This window comes from Erwinia sp. E_sp_B01_1 (assembly GCF_036865545.1).
GTDB lineage: Bacteria > Pseudomonadota > Gammaproteobacteria > Enterobacterales > Enterobacteriaceae > Erwinia.
The window spans coordinates 2,887,416-2,911,476 of the sequence record NZ_CP142208.1 but is presented as its reverse complement, the minus strand read 5'-3'; the positions used below and the strand labels follow the sequence as shown (position 1 = coordinate 2,911,476).

General features: G+C 54.6%; 23 protein-coding genes, 1 tRNA gene, 3 pseudogenes and 1 riboswitch. Of the genes and pseudogenes, 14 read left to right on the top strand and 13 right to left on the bottom strand.

Features of this window, described 5'->3' with window-relative positions:
• The first annotated feature begins 19 nt into the window (after positions 1–19).
• The 8 genes and pseudogenes from phnL (at position 20) to phnE (VRC33_RS13750) (ending at position 7,241) form a co-directional block, all read left to right on the top strand.
• Positions 20–721, top strand: a complete 702-nt coding sequence (gene phnL / locus VRC33_RS13785; protein ID WP_338556736.1) for a phosphonate C-P lyase system protein PhnL — start codon at positions 20–22, stop codon at positions 719–721.
• Positions 718–1,854: an alpha-D-ribose 1-methylphosphonate 5-triphosphate diphosphatase gene (phnM, locus tag VRC33_RS13780; protein ID WP_338556734.1), complete on the top strand. Its 1,137-nt coding sequence runs from the start codon at positions 718–720 to the stop codon at positions 1,852–1,854. The genes phnL and phnM overlap by 4 nt, the downstream gene beginning before the upstream one ends.
• The gene (gene phnN, locus VRC33_RS13775; RefSeq protein WP_338556733.1) at positions 1,854–2,396 is read left to right on the top strand and encodes a ribose 1,5-bisphosphokinase; all 543 of its coding nucleotides are present in this window, start codon (positions 1,854–1,856) and stop codon (positions 2,394–2,396) included. The genes phnM and phnN overlap by 1 nt, the downstream gene beginning before the upstream one ends.
• Positions 2,397–2,401: 5 nt before the next feature.
• Positions 2,402–3,150, top strand: a pseudogene (phnP, locus tag VRC33_RS13770) (phosphonate metabolism protein PhnP).
• 224 nt (positions 3,151–3,374) lie between these two features.
• The gene (phnC, locus tag VRC33_RS13765) at positions 3,375–4,208 is read left to right on the top strand and encodes a phosphonate ABC transporter ATP-binding protein (RefSeq protein WP_338556731.1); all 834 of its coding nucleotides are present in this window, start codon (positions 3,375–3,377) and stop codon (positions 4,206–4,208) included.
• Positions 4,209–4,228: 20 nt separating this feature from the next.
• Complete coding sequence (gene phnD, locus VRC33_RS13760) at positions 4,229–5,155, top strand: phosphonate ABC transporter substrate-binding protein (RefSeq protein WP_338556729.1); 927 nt, start codon at positions 4,229–4,231, stop codon at positions 5,153–5,155.
• A gap of 244 nt (positions 5,156–5,399) precedes the next feature.
• Positions 5,400–6,269, top strand: coding sequence for a phosphonate ABC transporter, permease protein PhnE (phnE, locus tag VRC33_RS13755; protein ID WP_338556727.1), 870 nt, complete (start codon positions 5,400–5,402; stop codon positions 6,267–6,269).
• 90 nt (positions 6,270–6,359) lie between these two features.
• Complete coding sequence (gene phnE, locus VRC33_RS13750) at positions 6,360–7,241, top strand: phosphonate ABC transporter, permease protein PhnE (protein WP_338556725.1); 882 nt, start codon at positions 6,360–6,362, stop codon at positions 7,239–7,241.
• A 262-nt stretch (positions 7,242–7,503) separates the two neighbouring features.
• Here the strand turns inward: phnE (VRC33_RS13750) and VRC33_RS13745 are convergent, their stop codons facing one another.
• The 4 genes from VRC33_RS13745 to VRC33_RS13730 all read right to left on the bottom strand — a co-directional run bounded on the left by VRC33_RS13745 (position 7,504) and on the right by VRC33_RS13730 (position 11,478).
• Positions 7,504–8,325: a glycosyltransferase family 8 protein gene (locus VRC33_RS13745; RefSeq protein WP_338556723.1), complete on the bottom strand. Its 822-nt coding sequence runs from the start codon at positions 8,323–8,325 to the stop codon at positions 7,504–7,506.
• A gap of 18 nt (positions 8,326–8,343) precedes the next feature.
• Positions 8,344–9,723 (bottom strand): D-arabinono-1,4-lactone oxidase, encoded by a 1,380-nt coding sequence (locus tag VRC33_RS13740; RefSeq protein ID WP_338556721.1) that lies wholly within the window; start codon positions 9,721–9,723, stop codon positions 8,344–8,346.
• Positions 9,724–9,889: 166 nt separating this feature from the next.
• Positions 9,890–10,525, bottom strand: a complete 636-nt coding sequence (locus VRC33_RS13735; RefSeq protein WP_338556719.1) for a TetR family transcriptional regulator — start codon at positions 10,523–10,525, stop codon at positions 9,890–9,892.
• Positions 10,526–10,716: 191 nt separating this feature from the next.
• A complete protein-coding gene (locus tag VRC33_RS13730; RefSeq protein WP_338556718.1) occupies positions 10,717–11,478 on the bottom strand; it encodes a hypothetical protein in 762 nt (253 codons plus the stop codon).
• A gap of 300 nt (positions 11,479–11,778) precedes the next feature.
• Between VRC33_RS13730 and VRC33_RS13725 the strand changes: the two genes are divergently transcribed.
• Positions 11,779–11,961: a hypothetical protein gene (locus tag VRC33_RS13725; RefSeq protein ID WP_338556716.1), complete on the top strand. Its 183-nt coding sequence runs from the start codon at positions 11,779–11,781 to the stop codon at positions 11,959–11,961.
• A gap of 269 nt (positions 11,962–12,230) precedes the next feature.
• Here the strand turns inward: VRC33_RS13725 and VRC33_RS13720 are convergent, their stop codons facing one another.
• The 4 genes and pseudogenes from VRC33_RS13720 to VRC33_RS13705 form a co-directional block, all read right to left on the bottom strand.
• Entirely contained in the window at positions 12,231–13,166 is a 936-nt protein-coding gene (locus VRC33_RS13720) for an ABC transporter substrate-binding protein (protein ID WP_338556714.1), read from the bottom strand.
• Positions 13,167–13,188: 22 nt separating this feature from the next.
• A pseudogene (locus VRC33_RS13715) lies at positions 13,189–13,946 on the bottom strand (ABC transporter permease).
• The gene (locus tag VRC33_RS13710; protein ID WP_338556712.1) at positions 13,943–14,695 is read right to left on the bottom strand and encodes an ABC transporter ATP-binding protein; all 753 of its coding nucleotides are present in this window, start codon (positions 14,693–14,695) and stop codon (positions 13,943–13,945) included. Before VRC33_RS13710 ends, VRC33_RS13715 begins: the two are co-directional and overlap by 4 nt.
• Positions 14,692–15,399, bottom strand: a complete 708-nt coding sequence (locus VRC33_RS13705; RefSeq protein ID WP_338556710.1) for a TenA family protein — start codon at positions 15,397–15,399, stop codon at positions 14,692–14,694. The genes VRC33_RS13710 and VRC33_RS13705 overlap by 4 nt, the downstream gene beginning before the upstream one ends.
• A gap of 60 nt (positions 15,400–15,459) precedes the next feature.
• A riboswitch (TPP riboswitch) is annotated at positions 15,460–15,564 on the bottom strand.
• A 316-nt stretch (positions 15,565–15,880) separates the two neighbouring features.
• Here VRC33_RS13705 and VRC33_RS13700 point away from each other — a divergent pair.
• Together VRC33_RS13700 and VRC33_RS13695 are read left to right on the top strand one after the other, a co-directional pair.
• The gene (locus tag VRC33_RS13700) at positions 15,881–16,138 is read left to right on the top strand and encodes an antitoxin (protein ID WP_338556709.1); all 258 of its coding nucleotides are present in this window, start codon (positions 15,881–15,883) and stop codon (positions 16,136–16,138) included.
• On the top strand, positions 16,139–16,471 hold the full coding sequence (locus tag VRC33_RS13695) for a type II toxin-antitoxin system PemK/MazF family toxin (RefSeq protein WP_338556708.1): 333 nt from the start codon (positions 16,139–16,141) through the stop codon (positions 16,469–16,471). It begins immediately after the preceding gene.
• Positions 16,472–16,586: 115 nt separating this feature from the next.
• Here VRC33_RS13695 and VRC33_RS13690 read toward each other — a convergent pair.
• The 3 genes from VRC33_RS13690 to VRC33_RS13680 form a co-directional block, all read right to left on the bottom strand.
• Positions 16,587–16,662: transfer RNA gene (locus VRC33_RS13690), tRNA-Asn, on the bottom strand.
• Between the two features lie 101 nt (positions 16,663–16,763).
• Positions 16,764–17,555, bottom strand: coding sequence for a DgsA anti-repressor MtfA (gene mtfA / locus VRC33_RS13685; RefSeq protein ID WP_338556707.1), 792 nt, complete (start codon positions 17,553–17,555; stop codon positions 16,764–16,766).
• A gap of 185 nt (positions 17,556–17,740) precedes the next feature.
• A complete protein-coding gene (locus VRC33_RS13680) occupies positions 17,741–18,400 on the bottom strand; it encodes a hypothetical protein (protein WP_338556706.1) in 660 nt (219 codons plus the stop codon).
• Between the two features lie 607 nt (positions 18,401–19,007).
• Between VRC33_RS13680 and VRC33_RS13675 the strand changes: the two genes are divergently transcribed.
• Both VRC33_RS13675 and VRC33_RS13670 read left to right on the top strand, forming a co-directional pair.
• Positions 19,008–19,712, top strand: a complete 705-nt coding sequence (locus tag VRC33_RS13675; protein ID WP_338556705.1) for a phosphohydrolase — start codon at positions 19,008–19,010, stop codon at positions 19,710–19,712.
• 73 nt (positions 19,713–19,785) lie between these two features.
• Positions 19,786–20,034: a hypothetical protein gene (locus tag VRC33_RS13670; RefSeq protein ID WP_338556704.1), complete on the top strand. Its 249-nt coding sequence runs from the start codon at positions 19,786–19,788 to the stop codon at positions 20,032–20,034.
• A 44-nt stretch (positions 20,035–20,078) separates the two neighbouring features.
• On the opposite strand, the gene VRC33_RS13665 is transcribed toward VRC33_RS13670, so the two are convergent.
• Both VRC33_RS13665 and VRC33_RS13660 read right to left on the bottom strand, forming a co-directional pair.
• A complete protein-coding gene (locus VRC33_RS13665; RefSeq protein ID WP_338556702.1) occupies positions 20,079–21,671 on the bottom strand; it encodes a methyl-accepting chemotaxis protein in 1,593 nt (530 codons plus the stop codon).
• Between the two features lie 127 nt (positions 21,672–21,798).
• Positions 21,799–22,455: an epoxyqueuosine reductase QueH gene (locus VRC33_RS13660; protein ID WP_338556700.1), complete on the bottom strand. Its 657-nt coding sequence runs from the start codon at positions 22,453–22,455 to the stop codon at positions 21,799–21,801.
• Between the two features lie 175 nt (positions 22,456–22,630).
• On the opposite strand from VRC33_RS13660, the pseudogene VRC33_RS13655 reads away from it, so the two are divergent.
• Positions 22,631–24,036: pseudogene (locus VRC33_RS13655) on the top strand (DNA cytosine methyltransferase).
• Positions 24,037–24,061 lie beyond the last annotated feature (25 nt).

Here is a 24,061-nt window from a genome sequence, read left to right as displayed (position 1 = left end):
CGTTAATCCGGGATTTAACATGACTCTTCAGTTACGTGTCGACAATTTATCTAAAACCTTCGTGCTGCATAACCAGCACGGTGCGGAGCTGCCTGTGTTGCAGAACGCCAGCCTGGAGGTCTCTGCCGGGGAATGCGTGGTGCTGCATGGTCACTCAGGCAGTGGGAAATCGACCTTACTCCGCTCGCTGTACGCCAATTATCTGCCGGACAGCGGCCATATCTGGGTGAAGCATCAGCAGGAGTGGGTCGATCTGGTCAGCGCTCCGGCCCGGCAGATCCTCGCCCTGCGCCGCGACACCATCGGCTGGGTCAGTCAGTTTCTGCGGGTGATCCCACGGATCACCACGCTGGAGGTGGTGATGCAACCGCTGCTGGAGCGGGGCACCGATCGTCAGGAGAGCGAAGAGCGGGCTAAAGCGCTACTGAGTCGCCTGAACGTGCCGTCCCGCCTCTGGGCGCTGGCCCCTTCGACCTTTTCCGGTGGAGAGCAGCAGCGGGTGAATATCGCCAGGGGCTTTATCGCTGACTACCCCCTGCTGTTGCTGGATGAGCCTACTGCCTCGCTGGACAGCACCAACAGCGCCGCCGTGGTCAGCCTGATTGAACAAGCCCGCGATCGCGGGGCCGCCGTGGTCGGCATTTTCCACGATAACGCGGTCCGGGATCGGATCGCCAACCGTCTGCACGTGATGAATTCCCCTGCTGAGAGCGCCGTATGATCATCAATAACGTCAAACTGATTCTGGAAAACGAAGTGGTCAGCGGTTCGCTGGCCTGTGAAAACGGCGTGATTCGGGCCTTCTCCGACACGGTGAGCCAGTTGCCCGGCGCGGTGGACGGTGAAGGCGGCTGGCTGATGCCGGGCATGGTTGAGCTGCACACCGATAACCTTGACAAATTTTTCACGCCACGGCCTAAAGTGGACTGGCCTGCGCACTCCGCGATGAGCAGCCACGATGCGCTGATGGTGGCTAACGGCATCACTACCGTGCTGGATGCGATCGGCGTGGGCGATGTGCGTGATGGCGGTCACCGTATTGAAAATCTGGACAAGATGATCGGTGCCATCCGCCACAGCCAGAAACACGGGCTGAACCGGGCGGAGCACCGGCTGCATCTGCGCTGCGAGCTGCCGCACGATTCAACACTGCCGCTGTTTGAGCAGCTGATGTGCATTCCTGAGCTGTCGCTGGTGTCGCTGATGGACCACTCGCCGGGTCAGCGCCAGTACACCTCGCTGGAGAAGTATCGCGTCTATTTTCAGGGTAAATACAATCTCAATGACCTGGAAATGGATGAGTTTGAATCCAGCCAGCTTCGCTTTGCTGAGCGCTGGTCGCAGCCCAACCGCGAGGCGATCTCCGCCTGGTGCCGCCAGCACGCTATTCCGCTGGCCAGCCACGACGATGCGACGCTGGCGCATGTGCAGGAATCCAAAGCCATCGGCAGCGTAATTGCCGAGTTCCCCACCACCGAAGAGGCGGCACTTGCCTCGCGGGAAGCGGGATTGCAGGTGCTGATGGGGGCGCCGAACATTGTGCGGGGCGGCTCGCACTCCGGCAACGTGGCGGCACATCATCTCGCCTCGCTGGGGATGCTGGATATTCTCTCTTCCGACTACTATCCGGCCAGCCTGCTGGATGCCGCTTTCCGTCTGGCGCGCGACGAAAGTAACGCTTATCAGCTGCCTGACACAGTAGCGATGGTGACCCGCAATCCGGCCCGTTCGATTGGCCTGCACGACCGGGGTGTGATTGCCGAAGGAAAACGCGCGGATCTGGTGCTGGTGAAAGAGCATCAGAACCAGGTTTACGTCAGATCGGTCTGGGCGCAGGGGCGGGCGGTCTGGTAATGGCAAGGTTAATCTGGCTGATGGGCGCGTCGGGTTCAGGCAAGGACAGCCTGCTGGACGCGCTGCGGGAAAAGGCGCCTGAAGGGGTGCTGGTGGCTCACCGTTATATCACCCGTGCGGCGGATGCCGGGGGCGAAAATCATATCGCCCTCAGCGAAGCCGAGTTTCGCCGCCGCCGGGAGACCGGGCTGTTTGCCATCGACTGGCAGGCCCATCAGCACGCTTATGCGCTGGGGATCGAGATTGATTTGTGGCTGGCGCAGGGGCTGGATGTGGTGGTAAACGGTTCGCGGCTGCACCTGCCGGTGGTGGAGAGGCGTTACGGCCCGCAGTTGCTGCCTGTCTGCCTTGAAGTCTCTTCGGAGGTGCTTAAAGAGCGCCTGCGTAAGCGTGGACGGGAAGGGGAGGAGCAGATCGCCCAGCGTCTGCGCCGTGCGGCGGAAGGTGCGCCGCAAGCCTGCATCAGACTCAATAACGACGGGCCGCTGGATCAGACGCTGAACCAGTTTCTGGCGCTGCTGGCGGAACGGGAATTGCTCTGATGGCGATGCAATTTACTTTCCTGGGCACCGGTGATGTTCGTCAGGTTCCGGTCTTTGGCTGCGGTTGCGCCGCCTGTGTGCGGGCGCAGCAGCAGCCCGAACGTCGGCGGGGGCCCACCAGCGCGCTGATCCGCCATGATGGCCAGACCACGCTGCTGGATGCCGGCCTCTGCCATCTGGAAAAGCAGTTTGCACCTGGCGAACTGGACCGGATTTTTTAACCCACTTCCATATGGATCATGTGCAGGGACTGTTTGCGCTACGTTGGGGAATGGGGCCGAACATCCCGGTTTACTGCCCACCGGATGAGCAGGGTTGCGACGATCTCTACCGCCATCCCGGCCTGCTGGCTTTTCAGCCGTTTCTGCGTCCTTTCGATCCCGTGCCCTGCGGTGATTTACTGGTTACGCCACTGCCGCTGATCCACTCAAAAATCACCTTCGGCTACCTGATTGAACACCGGCGAAAACGGCTGGCTTATCTGACCGATACCGTCGGGCTTCCTGCCGGAACGCTGAGCTGGCTGCAACAGCGGAAGATTGACCATCTGGTGCTGGATTGCAGTTATGCCCCGGCTGACTCTGCGCCGCGGAATCACAACGATATTTCAATGGCGCTGGCGCTTCATCAGCAGCTTTCGCCTGCCCAAACATGGCTGACCCATATCAGCCATGAAGTGGATAACTGGCTGGCAGACAATGCCTTACCTGCGGGTGTTGCGGCGGCCTTTGATGGGCAGATTATTGAGATGTAGCACGATTATTCACGTCCGCCGCCTTTGCCGGACAGGCGGCTCTTGATGATCGCATCCTATCCAATTGTTTGTTTTACATAGGTTATTTAGCCTCCTAACCATTAAATTCCTGCGACTCACTCCCCGAGTTTTATTTTCATCATCCCCTCGTCATTAAAACGTCATCGCGCTCGCCGTTAATAGGGCGCACAAGGCGAAACGCCTGACTCACTACGGGATAAATTATGGCACAGGCATTATTGAAACCGGCCCCCGCTCCAGACGTCGCGCCATTGCGGGCGGCACAGAAAAAAGTGCTGGCCGTTAAAGGTCTGGGAAAAGCTTACAACGCACAGAATCGCGTGCTGCACGACATCAATTTTGATCTGCATGCCGGGGAGCTGGTGGCGGTGGTTGGCCGTTCCGGTGCCGGAAAGTCCACGCTGCTGCATGTGCTGAACGGCACGCTGCCCGCCACCGACGGTGAAATTCTGCATTACCGCGAATCGGGCCAGCAGCAGAACATCGTTGAGCTGAACAGCCGCCAGATGCGTGCATGGCGCAGCGAGTGCGGCATGATCTTCCAGGACTTCTGCCTGGTGCCTCGTCTGGATGTGCTCACCAATGTTCTGCTTGGCCGTCTGAGCCAGACCTCCACGCTGAAATCTTTCTTCAAAGTTTTTCCTGATGCCGATCGTGCCCGCGCCATTGGCCTGCTGGAGTGGCTGAATATGCTGCCGCAGGCGCTGCAACGTGCGGAAAACCTCTCCGGCGGGCAGATGCAGCGCGTGGCAATCTGCCGGGCGTTGATGCAGAACCCGAAAATTCTGCTGGCCGACGAGCCCGTAGCTTCACTGGACCCTAAAAACACCCGCCGCATTATGGATGTGCTGCGCCAGGTGAGCGAAAACGGCATCAGCGTGATGGTCAACCTGCATTCGGTTGAGCTGGTGAAAGAGTACTGTACCCGCGCCATTGGCATTGCCAAAGGGCGCATTGTGTTTGACGGGCATCCGTCGCAGTTAACAGAAGAGCTTCTCCATACCCTGTATGGCGAAGAGATGACGCAACTTAACTAAGACCTTTTTGGGACCCAGCAATGAATAAATTATTTTTGTCGGCAGTTGTGGCCAGCGTAATGATCTCTGGCGTTGCACAGGCTGCCACGCCAAAGGAACTGAACTTAGGCATTTTGGGTGGTCAGAACGCCACGCAGCAGATTGGTGACAACCAGTGCGTGAAGGATTTCTTCGATAAAGAGCTGGGCGTGGATACCAAACTGCGTAACTCCTCTGATTATTCCGGCGTGATTCAGGGCCTGCTGGGCGGCAAAGTGGATATGGTGCTTAGCATGTCGCCTTCCTCCTACGCCTCCGTATACCTGAAAGATCCCAAAGCGGTGGATGTGATTGGCATCGCGATGGATGATGCGGATCAGTCGCGCGGCTATCACTCCGTGGTGGTGGTAAAAGCGGACAGCCCCTACAAAAAGCTGGAAGACCTCAAGGGCAAATCCTTCGGCATGGCCGATCCGGATTCCACCTCGGGCTTCCTGATGCCAAACCAGGCCTTTAAGAAAGAGTTTGGCGGCAGCGTTGACGATAAATATAACGGCTTCTTCTCCAGCGTGACCTTCTCCGGCGGGCATGAACAGGACGTGCTGGGCGTGCTGAATGGCCAGTTTGAAGGTGCGGTAACCTGGACCTCAATGATCGGGGATTACAATACCGGTTATACCAGCGGCGCGTTTACCCGAATGATCCGCATGGACCAGCCGGATCTGATGAAGAAAATCCGCATCATCTGGCAGTCCCCGCTGATCCCTAACGGCCCGGTACTGGTGAGCAACAAGCTGGATGCTGATTTCAAACCGAAACTGATCGCCGCTATTCATAAACTGGACAGCGAAAACCACAGCTGCTTTATCAAGGCGATGGGCGGCGCGCAGCATATCGGCCCGGCTACCGTGGCGGATTACCAGAACATCATCGATATGAAGCGTGAGCTGACCAAAGGCGCGCGTTAATCCGCGGATAGCCAGGGCCTGCCTGCCGTTAGCAGAAGGGGCCACCCGGAACACAGACACGCCGTGAATCCGTCCAGGGATGCCCGGCTCGCGCATTCCTGCGCTCAACGGTCTGCTTATCCGGGTGGCCCCTCCGCTGCACTCTTTCGGAGTTGCGGGTGGAAGAACACAGGCATCGCGCAATATCACCGTTTTCGTGGCCCGCAGGCGGCTGTTTTAACTGCAATTCATCACCGGTTAACTTATGCAAAACACCGATTTCGAGCGCTATTATCAGCAAATCCGGGGCAGGCAGAAACGCGACACGGTTATCTGGTCGCTGCTGCTGCTGGCCCTTTACCTCGTTTCCGGCAATATCGCCGAATTCAGCCTGCACACAGTCTGGACCTCCTTGCCTCACTTTTTCGATTATCTCGCCGAAACCCTGCCGGTTCTGCACTGGAAGCTGCTGTTTGCTGACGGGCACACCGAAGGATCGCTGGCTTACTGGGGCTACCGGCTGCATATCCAGCTGCCGCTGATCTGGGAAACGCTGAATCTGGCGCTGGCCGCCACGGTGGTTTCGGTGATGGTGGCGGGCGTGCTGGCTTTTCTGGCTGCTGACAACACGCAGGCCCCGGTCGCGCTGCGCTACGCCATCCGCACTATGGTGGCTTTTTTACGCACCATGCCTGAACTGGCCTGGGCAGTAATGTTCGTAATGGCCTTTGGCATCGGGGTGATCCCGGGTTTTCTGGCGCTGGCGCTGCACACCATCGGCAGCCTGACCAAACTGTTTTACGAGGCGATAGAAAGCGCTCAGGACAAACCGGTTCGCGGTCTGGCCTCCTGCGGGGCAGGAACCCTACAGCAAATGCGCTTTGCGTTGTGGCCCCAGGTAAAACCGGTGTTTCTTTCCTACAGCTTTATGCGGCTTGAAGTGAATTTTCGTCAGTCAACAATCCTCGGACTGGTGGGCGCTGGCGGCATCGGTCAGGAGCTGATGACCAACATCAAACTGGACCGTTACGATCAGGTAAGCATGACGCTGTTGCTGATTATCGTGGTGGTCTCCTTACTGGATACGCTATCCGGCCAGTTACGGCGCTGGGTGGTCGAAGGGAAAACAGCATGATCGCATTAGCCTGTTCAGATGCATTGCCGCAGGGGAAAGCAACATGATCGCATTAGCCAGTCCGGACTCATTGCCGCAGGGGAAAACAGCATGATCGCACTAGCCGGCTCGGACTCATTGCAGCAAATGAAAGCGCAGCACAGAGAGCTTTTTGCTGTCCAACGAAAGTATCTGACAAGAACTGGCGTGATAGCGGCTGCCATCCTCCTTTACTACATTTTCTTCTTCAATATGTTCGGCATTTCCTGGGCGCAACTCGCCAGTGGAACCGCGCAGATTGGCCGCTACTTCCTGCGGATGTTTGTCTGGCACGATGTGGCGAACTGGCCTTTTGCTTACTACTTCAGCCAGATCTTTATCACAGTCGCCATCGTATTTGCCGGAACCCTCACCGCCACGCTGGTGGCTTTGCCGGTCTCGTTTCTGGCAGCCCGCAACGTGATGTCGGCAAAAGCGCTGCGCCCGGTTGCGCTGGTCGTGCGGCGGTTGCTGGATGTTTTGCGCGGGATCGATATGGCTATCTGGGGGCTGATTTTCGTCCGCGCCGTTGGCATGGGGCCGCTGGCGGGCGTACTGGCTATCGTCATGCAGGACGTCGGCCTGCTGGGCAAACTCTATGCCGAAGGACACGAGGCGGTCGAACGCTCGCCCAGTCGCGGATTAAATGCGGTTGGGGCCAATGCGCTGCAAAAACATCGCTACGGCATATTCACGCAATCTTTCCCGGCGTTTCTGGCTCTGAGTCTCTATCAGATTGAATCCAACACCCGCTCTGCCGCAGTGCTTGGCTTTGTGGGGGCTGGAGGCGTGGGGCTGGTGTATGCCGAAAACATGCGCTTATGGAACTGGGACGTGGTGATGTTTATCACCCTGATTCTGGTCATGATTGTTATGGCGATGGACTACGCCTCAGCAAAATTACGCAAAAGATACATCACCGGCAAAGCCATTCCGCTATTTGGTCAGGAGTAAGGTGACAGACAAACAGCCAACACAGAAGGTTGGGGGAAGGGAGAGGGGGCTGATAAGCAAAGCTTCTGCGGCATGGACGCCGCAGCAGAGCCCCCAGGGAAGGGTTCACGGCGACTTTGTGTTCAGCCCCCTCTCCCTGACCGTACACCCTGGCAAGCAAGCTACACGCCCTGATCCTCTTCCTGACCGTACACCCTGGCAAGCAAGCTACACGCCCTGATCCTCCACCAGAATATGCAGGCTACCAAGCTTTATGCCCCTGTCAGCTCTTCGCGATATCCCACCACATCTTATTCAACGCGTAATACCTGTCGCTCTTGTCCAACTGCTTCTCCCAGGGCTTATCGATAATGTAGTGAATATTCTTCACCTCTTCGATATCCCACATCGCCGCATGCTGGAACGGCAGGGTTTTTAACGCATTATAAATGTACGGCAGCGGCTGCCAGCGCTGATGGAAATAATCATTCAGAAAATCCTGCTCGGCAAACAAATAGCGGGACAAATCTTCCAGCCCGGCAAGCTGCTCCAGCATATCTTCAAACACGGCCTGATTCGGCGTCAGCACCAGGAAACCGCCATTGAGATAGTTATCCACCTCCTCCAGCTCTTCCGTATGCTCCACGCCGCGACAGTAACTGTAAAAACAGTTCTCAGGCCGCCAGCTTTTCGGATAGCTGGGGATCTTATTCGGATTACACCGGCAGGCATGACAGGCGGCAATCTGATCCTCTTCCAGCGCCAGATCAAACAGCTCATCCATATTCTGCGTAACCAGCATATCCGCATCAAGAAACACCACGCGCTCAAACTCAGTCAGCTTCCAGACCGCCAGCTTGGTCCACACCTCTGAAAAACGGGCGTTGGCGTAATTATTTTGCAGGCTGGTATTGGGGCTAATCGGCTGCACATCACGCAGCAAACACCCCTCACTCTCCAGCGTCTGACGGGATGCAAGATCAATATTCTCCGTCACCATCACCACCAGCGGCCAGGCGCTGCCGACTTTAGCTAACGATCTCTTTAACGCCTGAACGCCAACCAGATAACCCGGCTGTGTCAGCAGGGTAGCCCATGCCTTCATTGGCTTTCTCCTTGAAAATCAGTCAAATAATGCGGCAGTAAACGCATTTTCAAATCGGTGTTGAGGGTCCAGTGCTTCACGGACTTCAGTAAACGCATGCCACTGTGGATAGAGCGTAGCCCAGTCATACAGCGGCGCTTCAAAATATTTCCCCCAGTGCGGCCTGCCACCTTCCTCAGCCAGCAACTCCTCAACTGCCCGCAGGAAGCTGGTACCTTCTTCAGACAGCGAACCGTCTTCGGCGTAATACACCACAAAGCCAAAGAAACAGGTGTCCTGCGCATAAGAAGGGCTGAGCCATGAAGAAGAGGGGCCAGTGCAGCGCAAAATAATCGGGTAGTGCATATGCGGCTGGGTATCGGCATGCCAGGCTTTAATCTTACGGATCACTTCACCCGCACGAGCCAGAGGAATACCAATCTCCACGTTAATTTGTGGGGTGGCAATGCCCCGGCAAAAGACCTGATACACATCACCGGTCACATCTGAGAAATCCTTGAAACGGGTCACGGTACGGAACGGCTTGCCGTCTTCATCCAGGATCCTGGTATCGCTACGCATATGCTCCAGAGTCTGATCGACCGTCTGATTCATCGCATCGCTGGTCTCTTCCTGCTTCACCAGATCATCATTATTGTCATGATAAAGCCGGGTCTCTTCGCTGGTGGCTTCACGCGCCGCCCAGACGTGAACCTGATTCTCATTCGGGAACCACCAGGCTTTGCTCAGGGCATAATTCTGGTTCCAGTCCAGCAGATCCTGCTCCAGCGTATCGGCGGTGACCGCATTCTTAAAACAGGTGTAGACCAGAGAGGGCTGCGTGCGCAACGTCACCTGCGTAACCACACCTAACGAGCCAAGACCTAACTGCACGGCGGAAAACCAGCGATGATCGCGATCGAACTCGGCGATGCTGCCATCTGCCAGCACCATACGGATGCTTAAGGCTTCGTCGGCAATGGAACTTTGCTGTAAACCCTGGCCGTGAGTTCCTGTGGCCAGCGCACCGGCCAGAGACTGAGAGGCGATCACCCCCGGTGAAGCGGGAAGCATCCTGCCCACACCGGAAAGCACCTCATACACTTCATGCAGCGGAGTACCGCCTGCAAAGGTGGCGCTATCATCAGTGATATCCAGCAGTCCACGTAGCTGGCTGAGGTCCAGTAAGGTGTCGCCTTTAGCGGCTGTCTCAATCATCCGGCCTGGCGACATTTTACTGCCCATCATACGGATTTTGCCCTGGCTGGCGGCAACAATGGCCTGAACCTCCGCCTCGGTTGTCGGGGCTTTAACCGAACTTTTATCTCCAAGGGTCGCATTCTGCGCCCAGTTCCACACTTTACCGTCAGCACTCAGCTTAGGTTCGCGGAGGGGATATCCGGCAATTTCGCTCGTCATCGACTACTCCTTCCATAAGGACAATAACAATTCAGTAAGGGGAAAAACGCAGGGCGCTTCGGAAGTCTACTTCTGAAGCGGTAAGCATAGTTGAAAAGCCCCGAAACTACAGCCTTCGGGGCGCGAAAAGTTGTACATGAGTTGGGTTTTTTGTACAGATAAACACTCAGACCGGACGCAGATACCGCAGGGTGGCATCCACCACCAACTGGCGATTACGGGCGATACTTTGCTGCTCGCTCTCATTGCCGCCAAACAGGGTATGGAAGGTATAGCGGTTAGAGACATTGTGCGTGCAGATGCTGCTGATCAGCCTGTGCACGTCAACGGTATCCACCTGATGGTCGAACACGCCAGCTTCTTTACCGCGGGCCAGAATGTTCTCCAGAACATTCAACGCACTCTGATTCAGCTCTTTAATCCTTGGGGACTGACTGATGTAGCGGCCACGCATCAGGTTTTCGCTACAGACCAGCCGCATAAAATCCGGATGGGAGATATGGTAGTCGAAGCTGGCTTCAGCCAGGCGTGCCATTGCCACCACCGGCGGCATTTCGGCCAGGTTCAGGCCGGTTTCATGCTGACGGATAGCCTGATACACCTGCTCCAGCACTTCCATATAAAGCGTTTCTTTATTACTGAAATGATAAACCACCATTCGCTTGGTGGTCTGAGCATGTTCGGCGATCTGTTCCATGCGGGCACCCTGTAGCCCGAACTCGGCAAAAGTGGCAAGCGCTCCTGCAAGGATGCGTTTTTTTAACCCTTCCGGGTCATTTTTTCGTTTGGCATTCGCGGGCATAACAACTCAGTCATATCATCCGTCAGGACCCTGACAGTGGGCCGGACTCATTATATTACCACATAAACGCTGAGGATTCGTCAGCAGGCCACTCAGCGTCATTGTGGGCGCACAGTCTGTTATGGAGGTGACAAGCAAAATATCAAACGCGCAATAACAAATCTTTTCAGGATAATTAAAAACGGACAGCGTTAAAAATAGGGATGAGTGCCGTCAATGACGCTGGTGTAATGGCCTTTGATCTTCGCCGTTAATTCCGCTTCTGATGGCAGCTTGCGCCCGCGTAACACCGCTTCCGTAGTGAAACAGAAAATCAAAATTCCCCGACTACAGATATTTGCAGCTTCGGCGTAACTTTCCAGCGACTGGAAATAGTCATCGCTGCTGGCCGCTTTCTCTTTGCTCTCCTCCATCACCGAAACCAGCATGTGGTAGACATCTATGGCATCGCCCAGCACCGGGATTTTACTGATGGAAAATGCCAGGATCTGACCAATGCGCAGGAACAGGAGCTGCCTGCCAGGTGCGATAAACAACTCTTCCAGCGTATCAAACCACAGCGTAAAGGTGGTGGAGAACAGGTCATTCTGCACCATCTGCAGGCTGGCATGCTGCCAGGAAAACGAGGCGGCAAGCAGGGAAAAATCGCGCTGATAGCTCAGAAAAGCCTGTTCATCGGCTTCATCCGCCAACGGGAGCTGATTGCTGGCCTGTTCAAACTTTTGTAACTCCTGCTGGCTGTCATTTTCATGCCAGTCGATCAGCCTCGCCTTTCGCTGTTGCAGGGTTTTCAACGCTTCAAGATCGTGAAACGTCGCCATGGCTATTTCGCTGGCAAGCAGGGCTTTATTAATGGTCTTAATGAGCACGGATGACGTCACCACAGAACGTTCCGCCAGCAATTCGTTGCGGCGGTTAAGGTAAGCAGCGGCGGGAGTGAGGAAATTGCTCATGGGATTTCTCGTCAGCAGGTGGGAACAGGGGGGCTAAACCTGTACAGAGGGTCTCAGTATGGCATAAGTTTTCGCTGAGAAAATCAGGGCTTATCGCTTTTAAGGATTATACCCTGCCTTTTGAGCCGCCAGCGTTTTGGCGGCAGATCGTCGGGACTGGCACTGTGAATATCAGAGGAGTCTGGCTTTAGCCATTTTCAGGCTACTCTTTGAACAACAAAGCATTTCCTTCAGCGGGGCCGAAAGGGTTCAATGAGTTTCCATAAGCTTTTCGGTCCTGGTCCAACGCTGGAGAACATCATGAAGACCCTTATCCGCTTACTCAAAAAGTCGTTTTCAGCCCTGGGGGGCTTCTCTACCTTCAGCGCATATTCTGAAGAACCGGTGGATATTTCACGTCTGACAGAATCGCTGCTGCCGGTCAGCCAGCTATACGGCGTTGAAATGAGCTATCTTCATTCGCGGGCTACCTATGATAAATAGCCGTTACCCTCACTCAATCCGATACAGTTACTGGAATGAACTGTGCAAAACCATTTAAATTTCATGTAACCCTTACTGGAAAAATAAGGCTTATTCAGGCTGATTTATGACCAGTGAAAGACACACTGTCTGGCTGTCTTATTTCCGGGTTGCAGGTTTTTTTAGACTATTCCTAATGCCGCTGGCGGGGTAATAAGAGGCGGAAGCAATAAAGATGAGGATTAACAGCGCTGCCCCGGAGCGAAAATGCGGTGCAGCGCCCGAAAATCTTATTTCAGCTCGGTGGCGTAATCATCCACCGGCGTAATTTTCTTTATCAGCTTATTAGCAAACAGGAACTGCTCATAGGCCTGATAGCGTGCTTTATCCAGATGTGACGGATCCCGGGCAAACATCGGCAGGGTTTTCATCCAGGCTTCTTTATTCAACGGGGTGTTAAGTTCCGCATGGCTGCTGGCAAACTTATTCCAGGTCTCCTGAGGATGTGCGTGCAGATAATCACTGCCTTGTTTCAGCGCGGTGAGGAATTTTTTGATTTTTGGCGCATCCGCCTTATCACGGTTGGCGACGATAATCAGCTCGTCATAAGCGGGGACACCATAATCCTCCACGTTAAAAACCACCGGCTTCTTGCCGTGCAGCTCCAGCTCAAGCGCTTCTATATTGCGGTAGCCGCCGATTACCGCATCCACCTGACCGGCCATCAGTGCGCTGGTCAGCTGAAAATTGACGTTTACCATCCTGACCTGGTCCACCGTGACGTGCTCCTTATTCAGCATGGTGCCCAGCGTGGCCTGCTCAATCCCACTGACCGAATAGCCCACTTTTTTGCCTTTTAATCCCGCCGGAGAGGTGATGCTTTTATCCAGCGTCATGACCGTGTTCAGCGGAGAATTGATCAGCGTACCTACCCGCATCAGCGGCAGCCCCTGATCGGCAAAGAAGTGGAGCTGGGGCTGATAGGTGATCGCCAGATCGGCCTGCCCGGCGGCCACCAGCCTTGGGGGCAGAGCAGGATCTGAAGGCGGAACAATTTTCACCTCAAGTCCCTGCTCTTTGAAAGCGCCGATCTGCTCCGCGACCATAATAGGTGCGTGATCGGGATTGATATACCAGTCGAGGACCAGCGTCAGTTTGTCGGTGGCATTGGCAGTGGAAGCAAACGCCGCAGTAAACAGGATCCCGCAGAGGGTCTTTTTAAACATTGTCATCCCTTGATTGTTGTTGTCACTCATCGTCGGGCGCCCAGTTGATCAGGCGCTTCAGCAGGGCATCGACCGTCAGCCAGAGCATCAGGGTCATCACCACCAGAATAAACAGCGCAGCAAAACAGACATCTGTCTGCATACGCGCATTAGCATTAAGCATCACGTAGCCCAGCCCCTCTCCCGAGCCAACCCATTCACCAATAATCGCGCCTATTGGGGCCACGGCAGCGGCCATCCGCAGCCCTGAACCCAGCGAGGGTAGTGCTGCCATCAGCCTGACATGGCGCAGCAAAGCCCAGCGGGAAGCCCCCATGGTGTGGGCCAGATCGAGCCAGTCGTTGTTAACCCTGCGCAGGCCATCGAAAAAGGCCGAGGTGACCGGGAAGAAGATCACCAGCACCGCCATCGCCACTTTGGCGCTGATGCCGAAGCCAAACCACAGCACCAGTAAGGGGGCCAGTGCAAAGACCGGAATGGCCTGGCTGGTCAGCACCAGCGGCATCAGCCAGCGTTGCAGACGGGGGAAAACACCATACACAACGCAAGCGCCGCGCCGAGCACTATCCCGGCAACCAGGCCTGCGGCGATTTCCAGCGCGGTGATCAGCGTGTGAAACGCCAGGAAAGATCGGCCCTGCCATAAAGCCTCCGCCACGGCGGCCGGAGAGGGAAGCAGAAAGGCGGGGATGCCGCTGCGGGTGATAAGCCACCAGACAGCCAGTAAACCGGTGAAAACTGTCAGGCCACGACCCCATGAGGTTGCTGTTATCGCTTTCATGCTGAAGCCCTGAGCAGTTGCTGAAGGAGTTGACCCTGACTTTGCAGCAAGCTGGCATCGTCGGGGGCTCTTGGGGGATGACCGGCAATCTGATGGCTGGCATCAATGCCGCCGGGTGGGGGCGACAGCACCAGCAGCTGGTGGCTAAGCCGGCAGGCTTCCATAGGATCGTGCGTTATCAGCAGCACGGTATGGCCGGCCAGCAACTCTGCCGCCAGCGTCTGGATGGAAGCGCGCGTGATGGCGTCCAGCGCAGAAAAGGGCTCATCCATCAAAACGATGGGCTGACGCTGATAAAGCGTTCGCGCCAGGGCAACCCGCTGACGCATACCGCCGGATAAAGCCGCAGGCAGGCTGTTGCCATAGCCCGTTAAGCCTACGCGTTCGAGCAGGTCGCCTGCCCACTCCCGATCGGCTTTTTTGCCCTGCAACCTTGAGGCAAGAGTGATATTTTCTTCAACGGTGAGCCAGGGATAAAGCAGGTCTTTCTGTCCCATATAAGCCACACGACCTTTAACCGGCTGCCCATCACTGCCTGTCACCCTGCCTGAGGTTGGCTTAGTCAGCCCGGCAATAATTTTCAGCAGGCTGGTTTTCCCCACGCCGCTGGCGCCTAAAAGCGTGGTGAAATGCCCTGAAGGAATAGCAAAACTCAGCGACTCAAAAACGGGCTTGTCTCCGAAGCGCAGCGTTAAATCATGGACGTCGATACCCGAAATCAGGGCGGGTGAGAAGGGGGGACGTTTCATTCTGCATGGCCCCTGGCCTGCCCGGCGCTGGCATTCAGACCCATTTGCCAGAAGGCGGTTTCTAAGCGCGTCGCGGTAGTAAATATCTGTGAAAGTTCACCGATGCGACTCTGCGCACCACGCTGTTGACCCACGGTTTCAAGCAGGTCGATCGCTTTCTGCACGCTGGACAGATAAGTTTTATCGCCGTAGTTGGCAATCCATGAGCTGTAAGGGTTGCCCTGGTTTACTGTAGCCGGATTGTTCAGCAGACCCAGCCCAATCTCGGCATACCCCGCCACGCAGGGCATCAGCGCAACGAGCAGATCGAGAGCATCACCACTGTGGCCGATATCCAGCACATAGCGGGTATAATTCAGGGTTTCAAAAGCTTCAGGTTCGTCAGCCATTTCCGCTTCGCTCAATCCCCAGCCCGCGCAATAACTTACGTGAAGCGGCAGCTCAGCCACGATGGCATTCAGGGAAGCCGTGGCGGCCCGCATTTCCGGCAGGGTACGAAATTTACTGACCAGCAGGGCATAAGCGCGGGCGAAATGGATCAGAAACAGGTAATCCTGGGTCAGATAACGCCGGAAAGCGGTTTCAGGAAGCGTTCCCTGCGAAAGCTGCCGGAGAAAGGGATGGGCTACGTAATCCTGCCAGTCAGAACCGGCCTGGTGGCGAAGCTGGCCGTAAAGACCACGGGTAAACATGTTATCGGACATGGGACCTCCAGAAGTGAGTGGAGATCCGGGCGTGCAGAGGTATGAACAGGCAATGACTGAGGCTTATTGCCAACCCGTCCCTTCGCTGGCATGACCCAGATCAGGTTCAAAGGGTTCGGCTTACTGCGCCATCTCAGCCCATACAGGACACCCCTCGGAGCAGCCTGTTATACGATATTTACTTTTTGATTACAATCTGATGTCTGAAAATTCAGTCCGCCAGCGAGGCGTTAGATGTTGCACCTGAGAACATCTGGCCTCCGTGCTATCGCTGATCTCCTTCCGGCGCAGCCCGGATACGGAAGCTGCGCCGCATTTCCTTTATCCGATCCGTCATAATCCTTTGAACCGCAAAATCGGTTTTCTATTGTCGGCTTTCTTCACGCATTATCACGCTAAGGAAATCACAATGAATCTGATGAATAATTGTGCATCGCCTGCTGTAGATGTTATATTAAAATATAATATCTGGAGGTGCTCTATGTATATAACTCGCCTGAAAAAGGTTGGTGGATCCATCATGCTGGCGGTTCCTCCCGCCGTGCTGAAAACGCTGGCGCTGTCGACGGACAGCGAAGTGGGTATGACCATTGATAATGGCTGCCTGATTATTGAACCTCAGAAACGCCCCCATTATTCGCTTGAGGAACTGCTGGCGCAGTGCGATCCGCACGCCGAAATGAGCGAAGAGGATCGTGAATGGATTGATGCGCCTGTGGTGGGCAAGGAGATCCTGTAAATGGACAGAGGGGAAATCTGGCTTGTTTCACTGGATCCGATTGCCGGGCACGAGCAAAGCGGAAAACGTCCGGTGCTTGTTGTATCGAAGGCATCGTTTAACAAGCTGACCCGGCTACCCGTTGTTGTTCCCGTCACCAGCGGTGGAAACTTCGCCCGTACAGCCGGTTTTACCGTTTCGCTGGACGGGGCGGGGACAAAAACAACGGGCGTGATCCGCTGCGACCAGCCCAGAACCATCGATATGGGAGCCTGCAACGGTAAGCGACTGGAACGTATACCCGACGATGTCGGGAATGAAGTGCTGGCCCGACTGGAAGCCATTCTGAGCTGATGTTTTTTATGTGACAGAAACCGCTTTTTTATTGAATCGGAATCACACAGAGATTCGTAAAGAGGCAGAAAACAAAAAGCCCGCTCGGGTTTCCCTGAGCGGGCTTCTCTGAATATGGCTCCTCTGACTGGACTCGAACCAGTGACATACGGATTAACAGTCCGCCGTTCTACCGACTGAACTACAGAGGAATCGGTTTCGATGGGGCGCATATTAACGGGGGCGTTCCGGACTGTCAACAGCAAAAAACACGCTGGCTTTCAACTGGCTACGTTTAAAACAACCGGATGCTTTAGTGAACAATATCCCCTTTGTTTTGCTGATTCTCTGACCCGGCGTAGCGGCGCGCAGGATCCTGGCGATAAAACAGCGTAAAGCGTTTGTAGAGTGCAGGGAAACGTTCAAGCAATAATTCAGGGGCGGTGAAAAAGTATTCAGAGAGCACTGCAAAGCATTCCGCGCCATCACGGGCCGCATAGGCATCAATACTGGCAGCATTCTCACCAACCGTATCAATTTCATTCTGAATATTCTGCATCGCCTGCTGGAGATCTTTCTCCCAGCCTGCAACATCACGCAGGGCTATAGAAGGCACGCCGTTGGCATGTCCGCTTCCACGGCTGTCGAGTTTGTGGGCCACTTCGTGAATAATTAAATTGTAGCCGGAAAGGTCGAAGGAGTCCTGTACGTCGAGCCAGTTCAGCACCACCGGACCCTGTTGCCAGCTCTGACCCGAATGCACCAGACGTTCATGGTGAACCAGCCCAAATTCATCCTGCCACTCGTCATCCACCATAAAAGGAGAAGGGTAGAGCAGCACTTCATGAAAACCATCCAGCCAGTCATAGCCCAGATTCAGCACTGGCAGGCAGAACAGCAGAGCGAGCCGGCAGCTTTTCAGCTCATCAAGCTGGAAATCCTGCAGGGGGACCAGCCGCTTCTGTTGCAGAAATCGTCTGGCAAGTTGGATCAGGGAGTGTTGTTCAGCGGTCGTCAGGGAGCTCAGCAGGGGGATCGCCATCGCCTGATGCCAGGGTAGGGCATCCTGCACCTCTTCATCAGATTTCCATGGCCACTTGATCATGATGTCATCCAGCTCGCTGAAGGGATCTTAACCATGCCGTAGCGCGAACGTCTGCGCAACTGCTGCGTATGCAGCCGTTGCGCAAGACAGGGTCTGAAAACGAGTGCGCACCGGCTTAAAGGCGCATATTCAAACAGTTAATCGAAGTTTTGTCTGTGACCGGGCCCAAAATATAGCCTGTGACTTCAGACTCGCTCGAACTCTATGACCCAAACCCAGGGGTTCACTTCCCAGCTTGTTCCGCCGTACTGCAACGCCCACTGTTTGCGGTAGGCATCTTTCGAAGAGACAGTTTCGCTGTGCATAGTGAAAAAATTATTCAGGAAGTGAGAGTCCGTCTGTACGCCTTCGGCAATCACATCGTCATCGCTGATATCCTGAATTTTTTCTACGCGAATGCCTTTTACCACCAGATCTATACGACTTGCCCAGCGCGGCATATGGATACCCGCCTGCCAGCCGAACTGGTCATCCTCATCCTCTGCGGAAGAGAACTGGCTGGTATCAGCACGATACTGACAATATCTGGCCGTTTTGAACTGGGCTGGCGAACGCTGGTATTCCGCCATATCTTCGGGTTCAACAACCGGACCACGCCAGGTTTCTCTCACCCAGAGCCTGTCACCAGGCTGACCGTATGGGCAATGGTAACTTAAGTTTTCCATCCCCATCACCCGGTTGCCCTGCAGGTGATTATTTAGCACATCAATACCATAGCACCCCTCATGGTTATCCTGACCGGGACCAAAGAGTTGTGACTTCATTATGCGCCGAGTTTGGCTCTGTTGGCCTGAGAGCAGCGCTCGCACCCGTTGATCATTAAATAAAATCGGGCGTTCTTTCATGGTTTGACCTCTGTTTCTTACTTGTGGAACCGCTGTTCACAGCAACGCTAAAAAGACAATACAGATTAATCCGAACATTAGTCTGAAAAAAATAAAGTGCGTCAAAAAATTAGATAAACATTAGCTGTGCTTGTTAGTTTTATTGCTGGTGTAGTGCCATATGGCCGGTCAGACAGCAGGTGAAACTCTCCCGGTCTGACCAGATCACTATACCCTTAAACCGGCCAGGGTCACAAATTTGACATATGTCGTCTTTACAATCTCTTACAGACAGAGTGCCGAACAGGTGCCAGCCTGGCAGGCTGCAGCACGGCGGAGCGAACCTCTGCCGTGCCCGGCTAATTCTAACCTGGTATGCCTGGAAAAGCAGAAAGTTAATTTCACCGCGTACATTATGTCTGTTTAACCATTTGGCTGAAAATTAATCAATAATTTATCAATGGCAAAAGACTGAAAAGTGAAAAAATGTTGTGATTTCGTTAAAACTGGCGTTATAAACATGATGTGGATCTCGTTTTTGACCCTATGGTCTGGTTTGAGACCATCCACAGTGGACTGACCCTGACCCACTGGCATCTCTACAAGTCCAAACAATAAGGAGAAGTCTATGTCGCTTATTACCTGGCAATTACGTTTTGAAAGCTGGCTCCATGAAACCTGGCCACAGGATGACAAGGCCCATGATGTGGCTCATCTGCGGCGTGTCTGGCTGACAGCACAGCGTATAATGAAAGGGAGCACGGCCGATGAGCTGGTTGTGCTGGCCGGTTGTTATTTCCACGATATCGTTAACCTTCCCAAAAACCATCCGGAGCGTCATCTCGCGTCTGCACAGGCTGCCGTTGAAACGCGACGAGTTTTACGTGAGGTGTTTCCCGACTTCCCTGCAGAGAAATATGAAGCGGTTGCCCATGCTGTGCACGCCCACAGTTTCAGTGCTGCTGTAACGGCGGAAACCCTTGAGGCGAAAATTGTTCAGGATGCTGACAGGCTGGAGTCGTTAGGAGCAATAGGGCTGGCTCGCGTATTTTATGTTTCGGGGGCTTTGGGGCGTTCGCTGTTTGACAGTAGCGATCCCCTGGGTCGGGAGCGTCAGCTTAATGACACCGAATGGGCGCTGGACCATTTCCAGAAAAAATTACTCAAACTGCCCGAGACCATGCAGACGGAGGAGGGAAGGCGGCTGGCTGAGCACAATGCTGATTTTCTGGTGACCTATATGGCCAAGCTGTGCGCCGAGTTGAAAGGGGATTTCTGTGCGCTGGATGAAGACGTTTTACGCGAATTCAGCCCGGTTTTAGAGAAATATTAAATTTTTATGACTGTATGGTTAAGCTGCACGATTCAGGCTACGTTGTCTGGGACATTTCTCAGGAGAATCAAGTATGACCGACAACGTTAGCCTTACAATTAAGATCGATCCCGCTTTAAAGGAGACGCTGAAAGCGCTTGCCCTTGAAAATCAGATTTCACTCAGCCAGGAAGTTTGTCAGCGTCTGCAAAGCAGCCTGACCACCCACCAGCATCCGGCCATCGATAACCAGGATACTGAAGAAGAGGTTGATCCTCAGTTATCAGCCATCGAGCTTAAGCAGATCCGCGCTTTACTGAAAAAGAGTAAGAAGAAAAAGTAACCCCGCCTCTGTTGGCCCCTCTTACCCTGAGGGGCATCTCTTCGCTATAAAACAAACTGACTGATGCTTTGCGACAGCCGTTGTGCCTGAGAAACCAGGTCTTCAGACGCTTTGGCACTGTGTCGGGTCAGCGCCTCGCTGTTTTTAACCTGCTTATTTAACCTGCTGATTTCTTCGGCAACATTGTTAACTCGTTTGCTCTGCGCGCTGGCATTCTGCTGTAACTCATCCAGCAGGGCCACCACGTCCGTTACGGCACCGGCTATCTTCATATACAGACTTTCCAGCGCCTGAACTTTGCTGAAGCCGTTATCAATATGCTGATGGGTGCCGGCGATCAGCCGGTCAATATTCCGGGTGGAAGCGCCGCTTTTCTCAGAAAGCAGACCAATTTCCCTGGCGACAATCGAGAAACTCCGGCCATAAATGCCAGCATGTGCAGACTCGATAGCGGCATTCAGCGCCAGCAGTTTTGTTTGCAATGACAGGCTGTCCAGTAGCGTTACAATCCCGGCAATTTCTCCGGAGGCCGCAACGATTTCCCGCATCTGACTGTCCACATCGGCCACCATAACGCCGCAGCGTTGGGTCAGCTGATGGGTTTCCTGCACCTGCCTGGTGGCGTGGCCGGCAAACTCCACGCTGAGCGCCACCTCTTCTGCCACCCGGTCCAGTCTCTGGCTGATATGCGCAAACGCCTCGGTTTGTTGCTGATTATGGGCGCTGAATTCGTTGTTCTGATCGGCCATCTGGTCCGCACTGCGCATTACCGCTACTGAGATAGCGTTAATCTCACCCACCATATGTTGTAACCCATGCTGCATTGCAGCGATCCCCCCGGTTAACTGACGGATTTCACTGGCCTGCCAGCCTTTTACCAACGTTTGCTGCGAGAGGTCACCGGTAGCGATACGTGACAGCTGGCTGGAGACCTGATTAAGAGGCAGGATCACCCCGCGTAGCAGCATCACCCCACCGGCAATCAGCAATGCCAGCAGCAGGGCCGAGATGCTGAGCGAAACGTTGCGGCTAAGCGTCAGTGACGCCAGCGTGGAGCGATTGGCCTGTGAAGCGTCGGTATCAGACTGACTGAGGGTATGATAAAAGGCTTCGTTGAATTGCTGCTGAAAAGCCTGCATGGGCACCCTGAAAAAAGCCTCTATGTCCCTGTTTTTCAGTCCTCTCAACTGCTCACCCAACCCTTCTGTCAGCAGCGTAAAATTCTGAGCCAGGGGGCTGTTGCTTTCCGCGTGGTACTGCGCAAAGAGGTGACGGGCATTATCCAGCGACGTCTGAGCGGATTCAGCCAGGCTTTTCCAGCTGTCCACCGATCCGGTCTGATTATCCTGCATCAGGTAAATGCCGGCACCCTGGCTGTTATCGCTGGCGGTGAGCAACTCCATCCGGGCTTTAGCCAGCAGAGATTGCCGCTGGACGAGCTGTTGCGAAACGCTGATATTTTGCCGGGTGTCTGCCACCTGTCGGCTCAACAGCCAGGCGCTGGCACATTGCAGCAGAACAAACAGCACAAGAAAAAGAGTAAACGCGCCTTTCAGACTCTGTAACCCGCCGGGAAGTTTCAGAGATAAAAGGCCACGGGGAAGAGCACGCAGGGGCAGGAGGGTAAGCAGCGACATACACGAACTCCGAAAAAAGAGAGAGTATTCGCTCTCTTTATTTCAGTGGTGTTACGGCGCGCGAACAGGAGCAGTAAACAGATTTAGATCCGCTGTTAAGGCAAACTCCCCGGCGAAATTCCGTTATTTATTGCTCATCATCTCCGTAATAGAGCACGCCCAGTTTGATTAATTGTCGGCCCTGGCTTTTGCGGTGAAGGTTGGTGTCGCGCAGGGAGTAGACGCAACCGCAATATTCCTGCTGATAAAAGCGTTCACGCTTGCTGATCTCAATCATGCGTGCCGATCCGCCTTTTTTACGCCAGTTGTAGTCCCAGTAGGCCATTTCAGGGTAGGGGGCTGCCGCTCTTGCGCCACAGTCATTGATCTGCTGCATGTTTTTCCAGCGGGAGATGCCAAGCGAGCTGGAGATGACCGGGAAACCATGCTCATGGGCATAAAGCGCCGTGCGCTCAAAACGCATATCAAAGCACATGGTGCAACGCACGCCCCGTTCCGGCTCCCACTCCATCCCTTTAGCCCGGGCAAACCAGTTGTCGGTATCGTAGTCGGCATCGACAAACGGAATACCGTGCTGCTCAGCAAAACGGATGTTCTCATCTTTACGCAGCAGATACTCTTTCTGCGGATGAATGTTGGGGTTGTAGAAGAAGATAGTGTACTCAATGCCTGCGGCCTGAATGGCCTCCATCACTTCGCCGGAACAGGGCGCGCAGCAGGAGTGCAGCAGCAATTTTTTTGCGCCGTTGGGCAGGCTGAGTGGCGGACGTGAGATGTCGCTCATAACGTCGGACTCCGGTAATCAGGGAAAAAACAGGCCCAGTTTAGGACGCTGTCACCGGCTTGTCACGTCAGCGGCGGCCTGAGTGAAGGAAAACACGGTATCCGCTGTTTTCCGCCTGGCGCAGGCACCGTGAAGTGATAGACTGGCGTCGTTTATTTCTTGATGTTGGATGATTATGAGCGAGTCAGACAGTTTAGCGATGCCGTTAGCGCAACAGGCAGAGCGGCAGGCACAGCAAAAAATGGAACAGGACGGCGAACTGGTACAGAAAGTCCTCGAAATTTATGACCAGAAAACCGTAGTCGCTACCCTGAATGGTGCCGGTAATGTCTGGACGCGTGAGGCATTAAGCCGCTGGCTGGCTGGCCGCAGCGGAACGTCCCCGCTGAGTGAGGCTGAACATCTTGCCCTGCAAAAGATGCTGCCCACTCCGCCGCCCCATCATCCGCAGTACGGTTTTCGCTTTATCGATCTCTTTGCCGGAATCGGCGGGATCCGCAGCGGCTTTGAAGCCATTGGTGGGCAGTGCGTCTTTACCAGCGAGTGGAACAAGTATTCCGTCAGAACCTATAAGGCGAACTGGTACTGCGATCCTGCCTCCCATACCTTTAACCAGGATATCCGGGATGTGACCCTGAGCGGCAATCCGGCAATCAGCGAAGAGCAGGCATATCAGCATATAGATCAGCATATTCCCCAACATGATGTGCTGCTGGCGGGCTTCCCCTGCCAGCCTTTTTCGCTGGCTGGCGTATCAAAGAAAAATGCGCTGGGACGTGCCCACGGTTTTGAGTGCGAAGCGCAGGGCACGCTGTTTTTTGATGTAGCCAGAATTATCACTGCCAAAAAACCCGCCATTTTTGTGCTGGAAAACGTCAAAAACCTCAAGAGTCACGATAAGGGCAAAACCTTCCGCATTATCATGGAGACGCTGGACGAATTAGGGTATGACGTTGCCGATGCCCGGACCAGCGGGGCGGCAGATCCGAAAATTGTTGATGGCAAATACTTTCTGCCGCAACACCGGGAACGTATTGTGCTGGTCGGTTTCCGCCGCGATCTGAAACTTCCCGAATTCACTCTGAAAGCGCTTCCGGCCCTTTATCCGCAACAGCGCACGCCTTTGAAAGCCTTACTGGAGCCGGAGGTCGACAGCAAATATATCCTGACCCCGACGCTGTGGAAGTACCTCTATAACTACGCCAAAAAACACCAGGCTAAAGGCAACGGTTTTGGCTACGGGCTGGTGGATCCGCAGGTGGAGAAAGGTGTGGTGCGTACGCTCTCCGCGCGGTATTACAAGGATGGTTCGGAGATACTGATCGATCGGGGCTGGGACAAGCAGAAGGGCGAAGCCGATTTCGACCACCCTGAAAACCAGCTTCGTCGGCCCCGTCGTCTGACGCCAAGAGAGTGCGCCAGGCTGATGGGTTTTGAAGCGCCAGGGGGTACAATTTCCGCATTCCGGTTTCAGACACTCAGGCTTACCGTCAGTTTGGCAACTCGGTTGTCGTGCCGGCTTTCGCCGCGGTGGCAAAACTGTTGCAGCCATGGATTAAGCAGGCGGTGAAGCAGCGCTGAAAAACGGGTCAGATCCCGGAGTGAT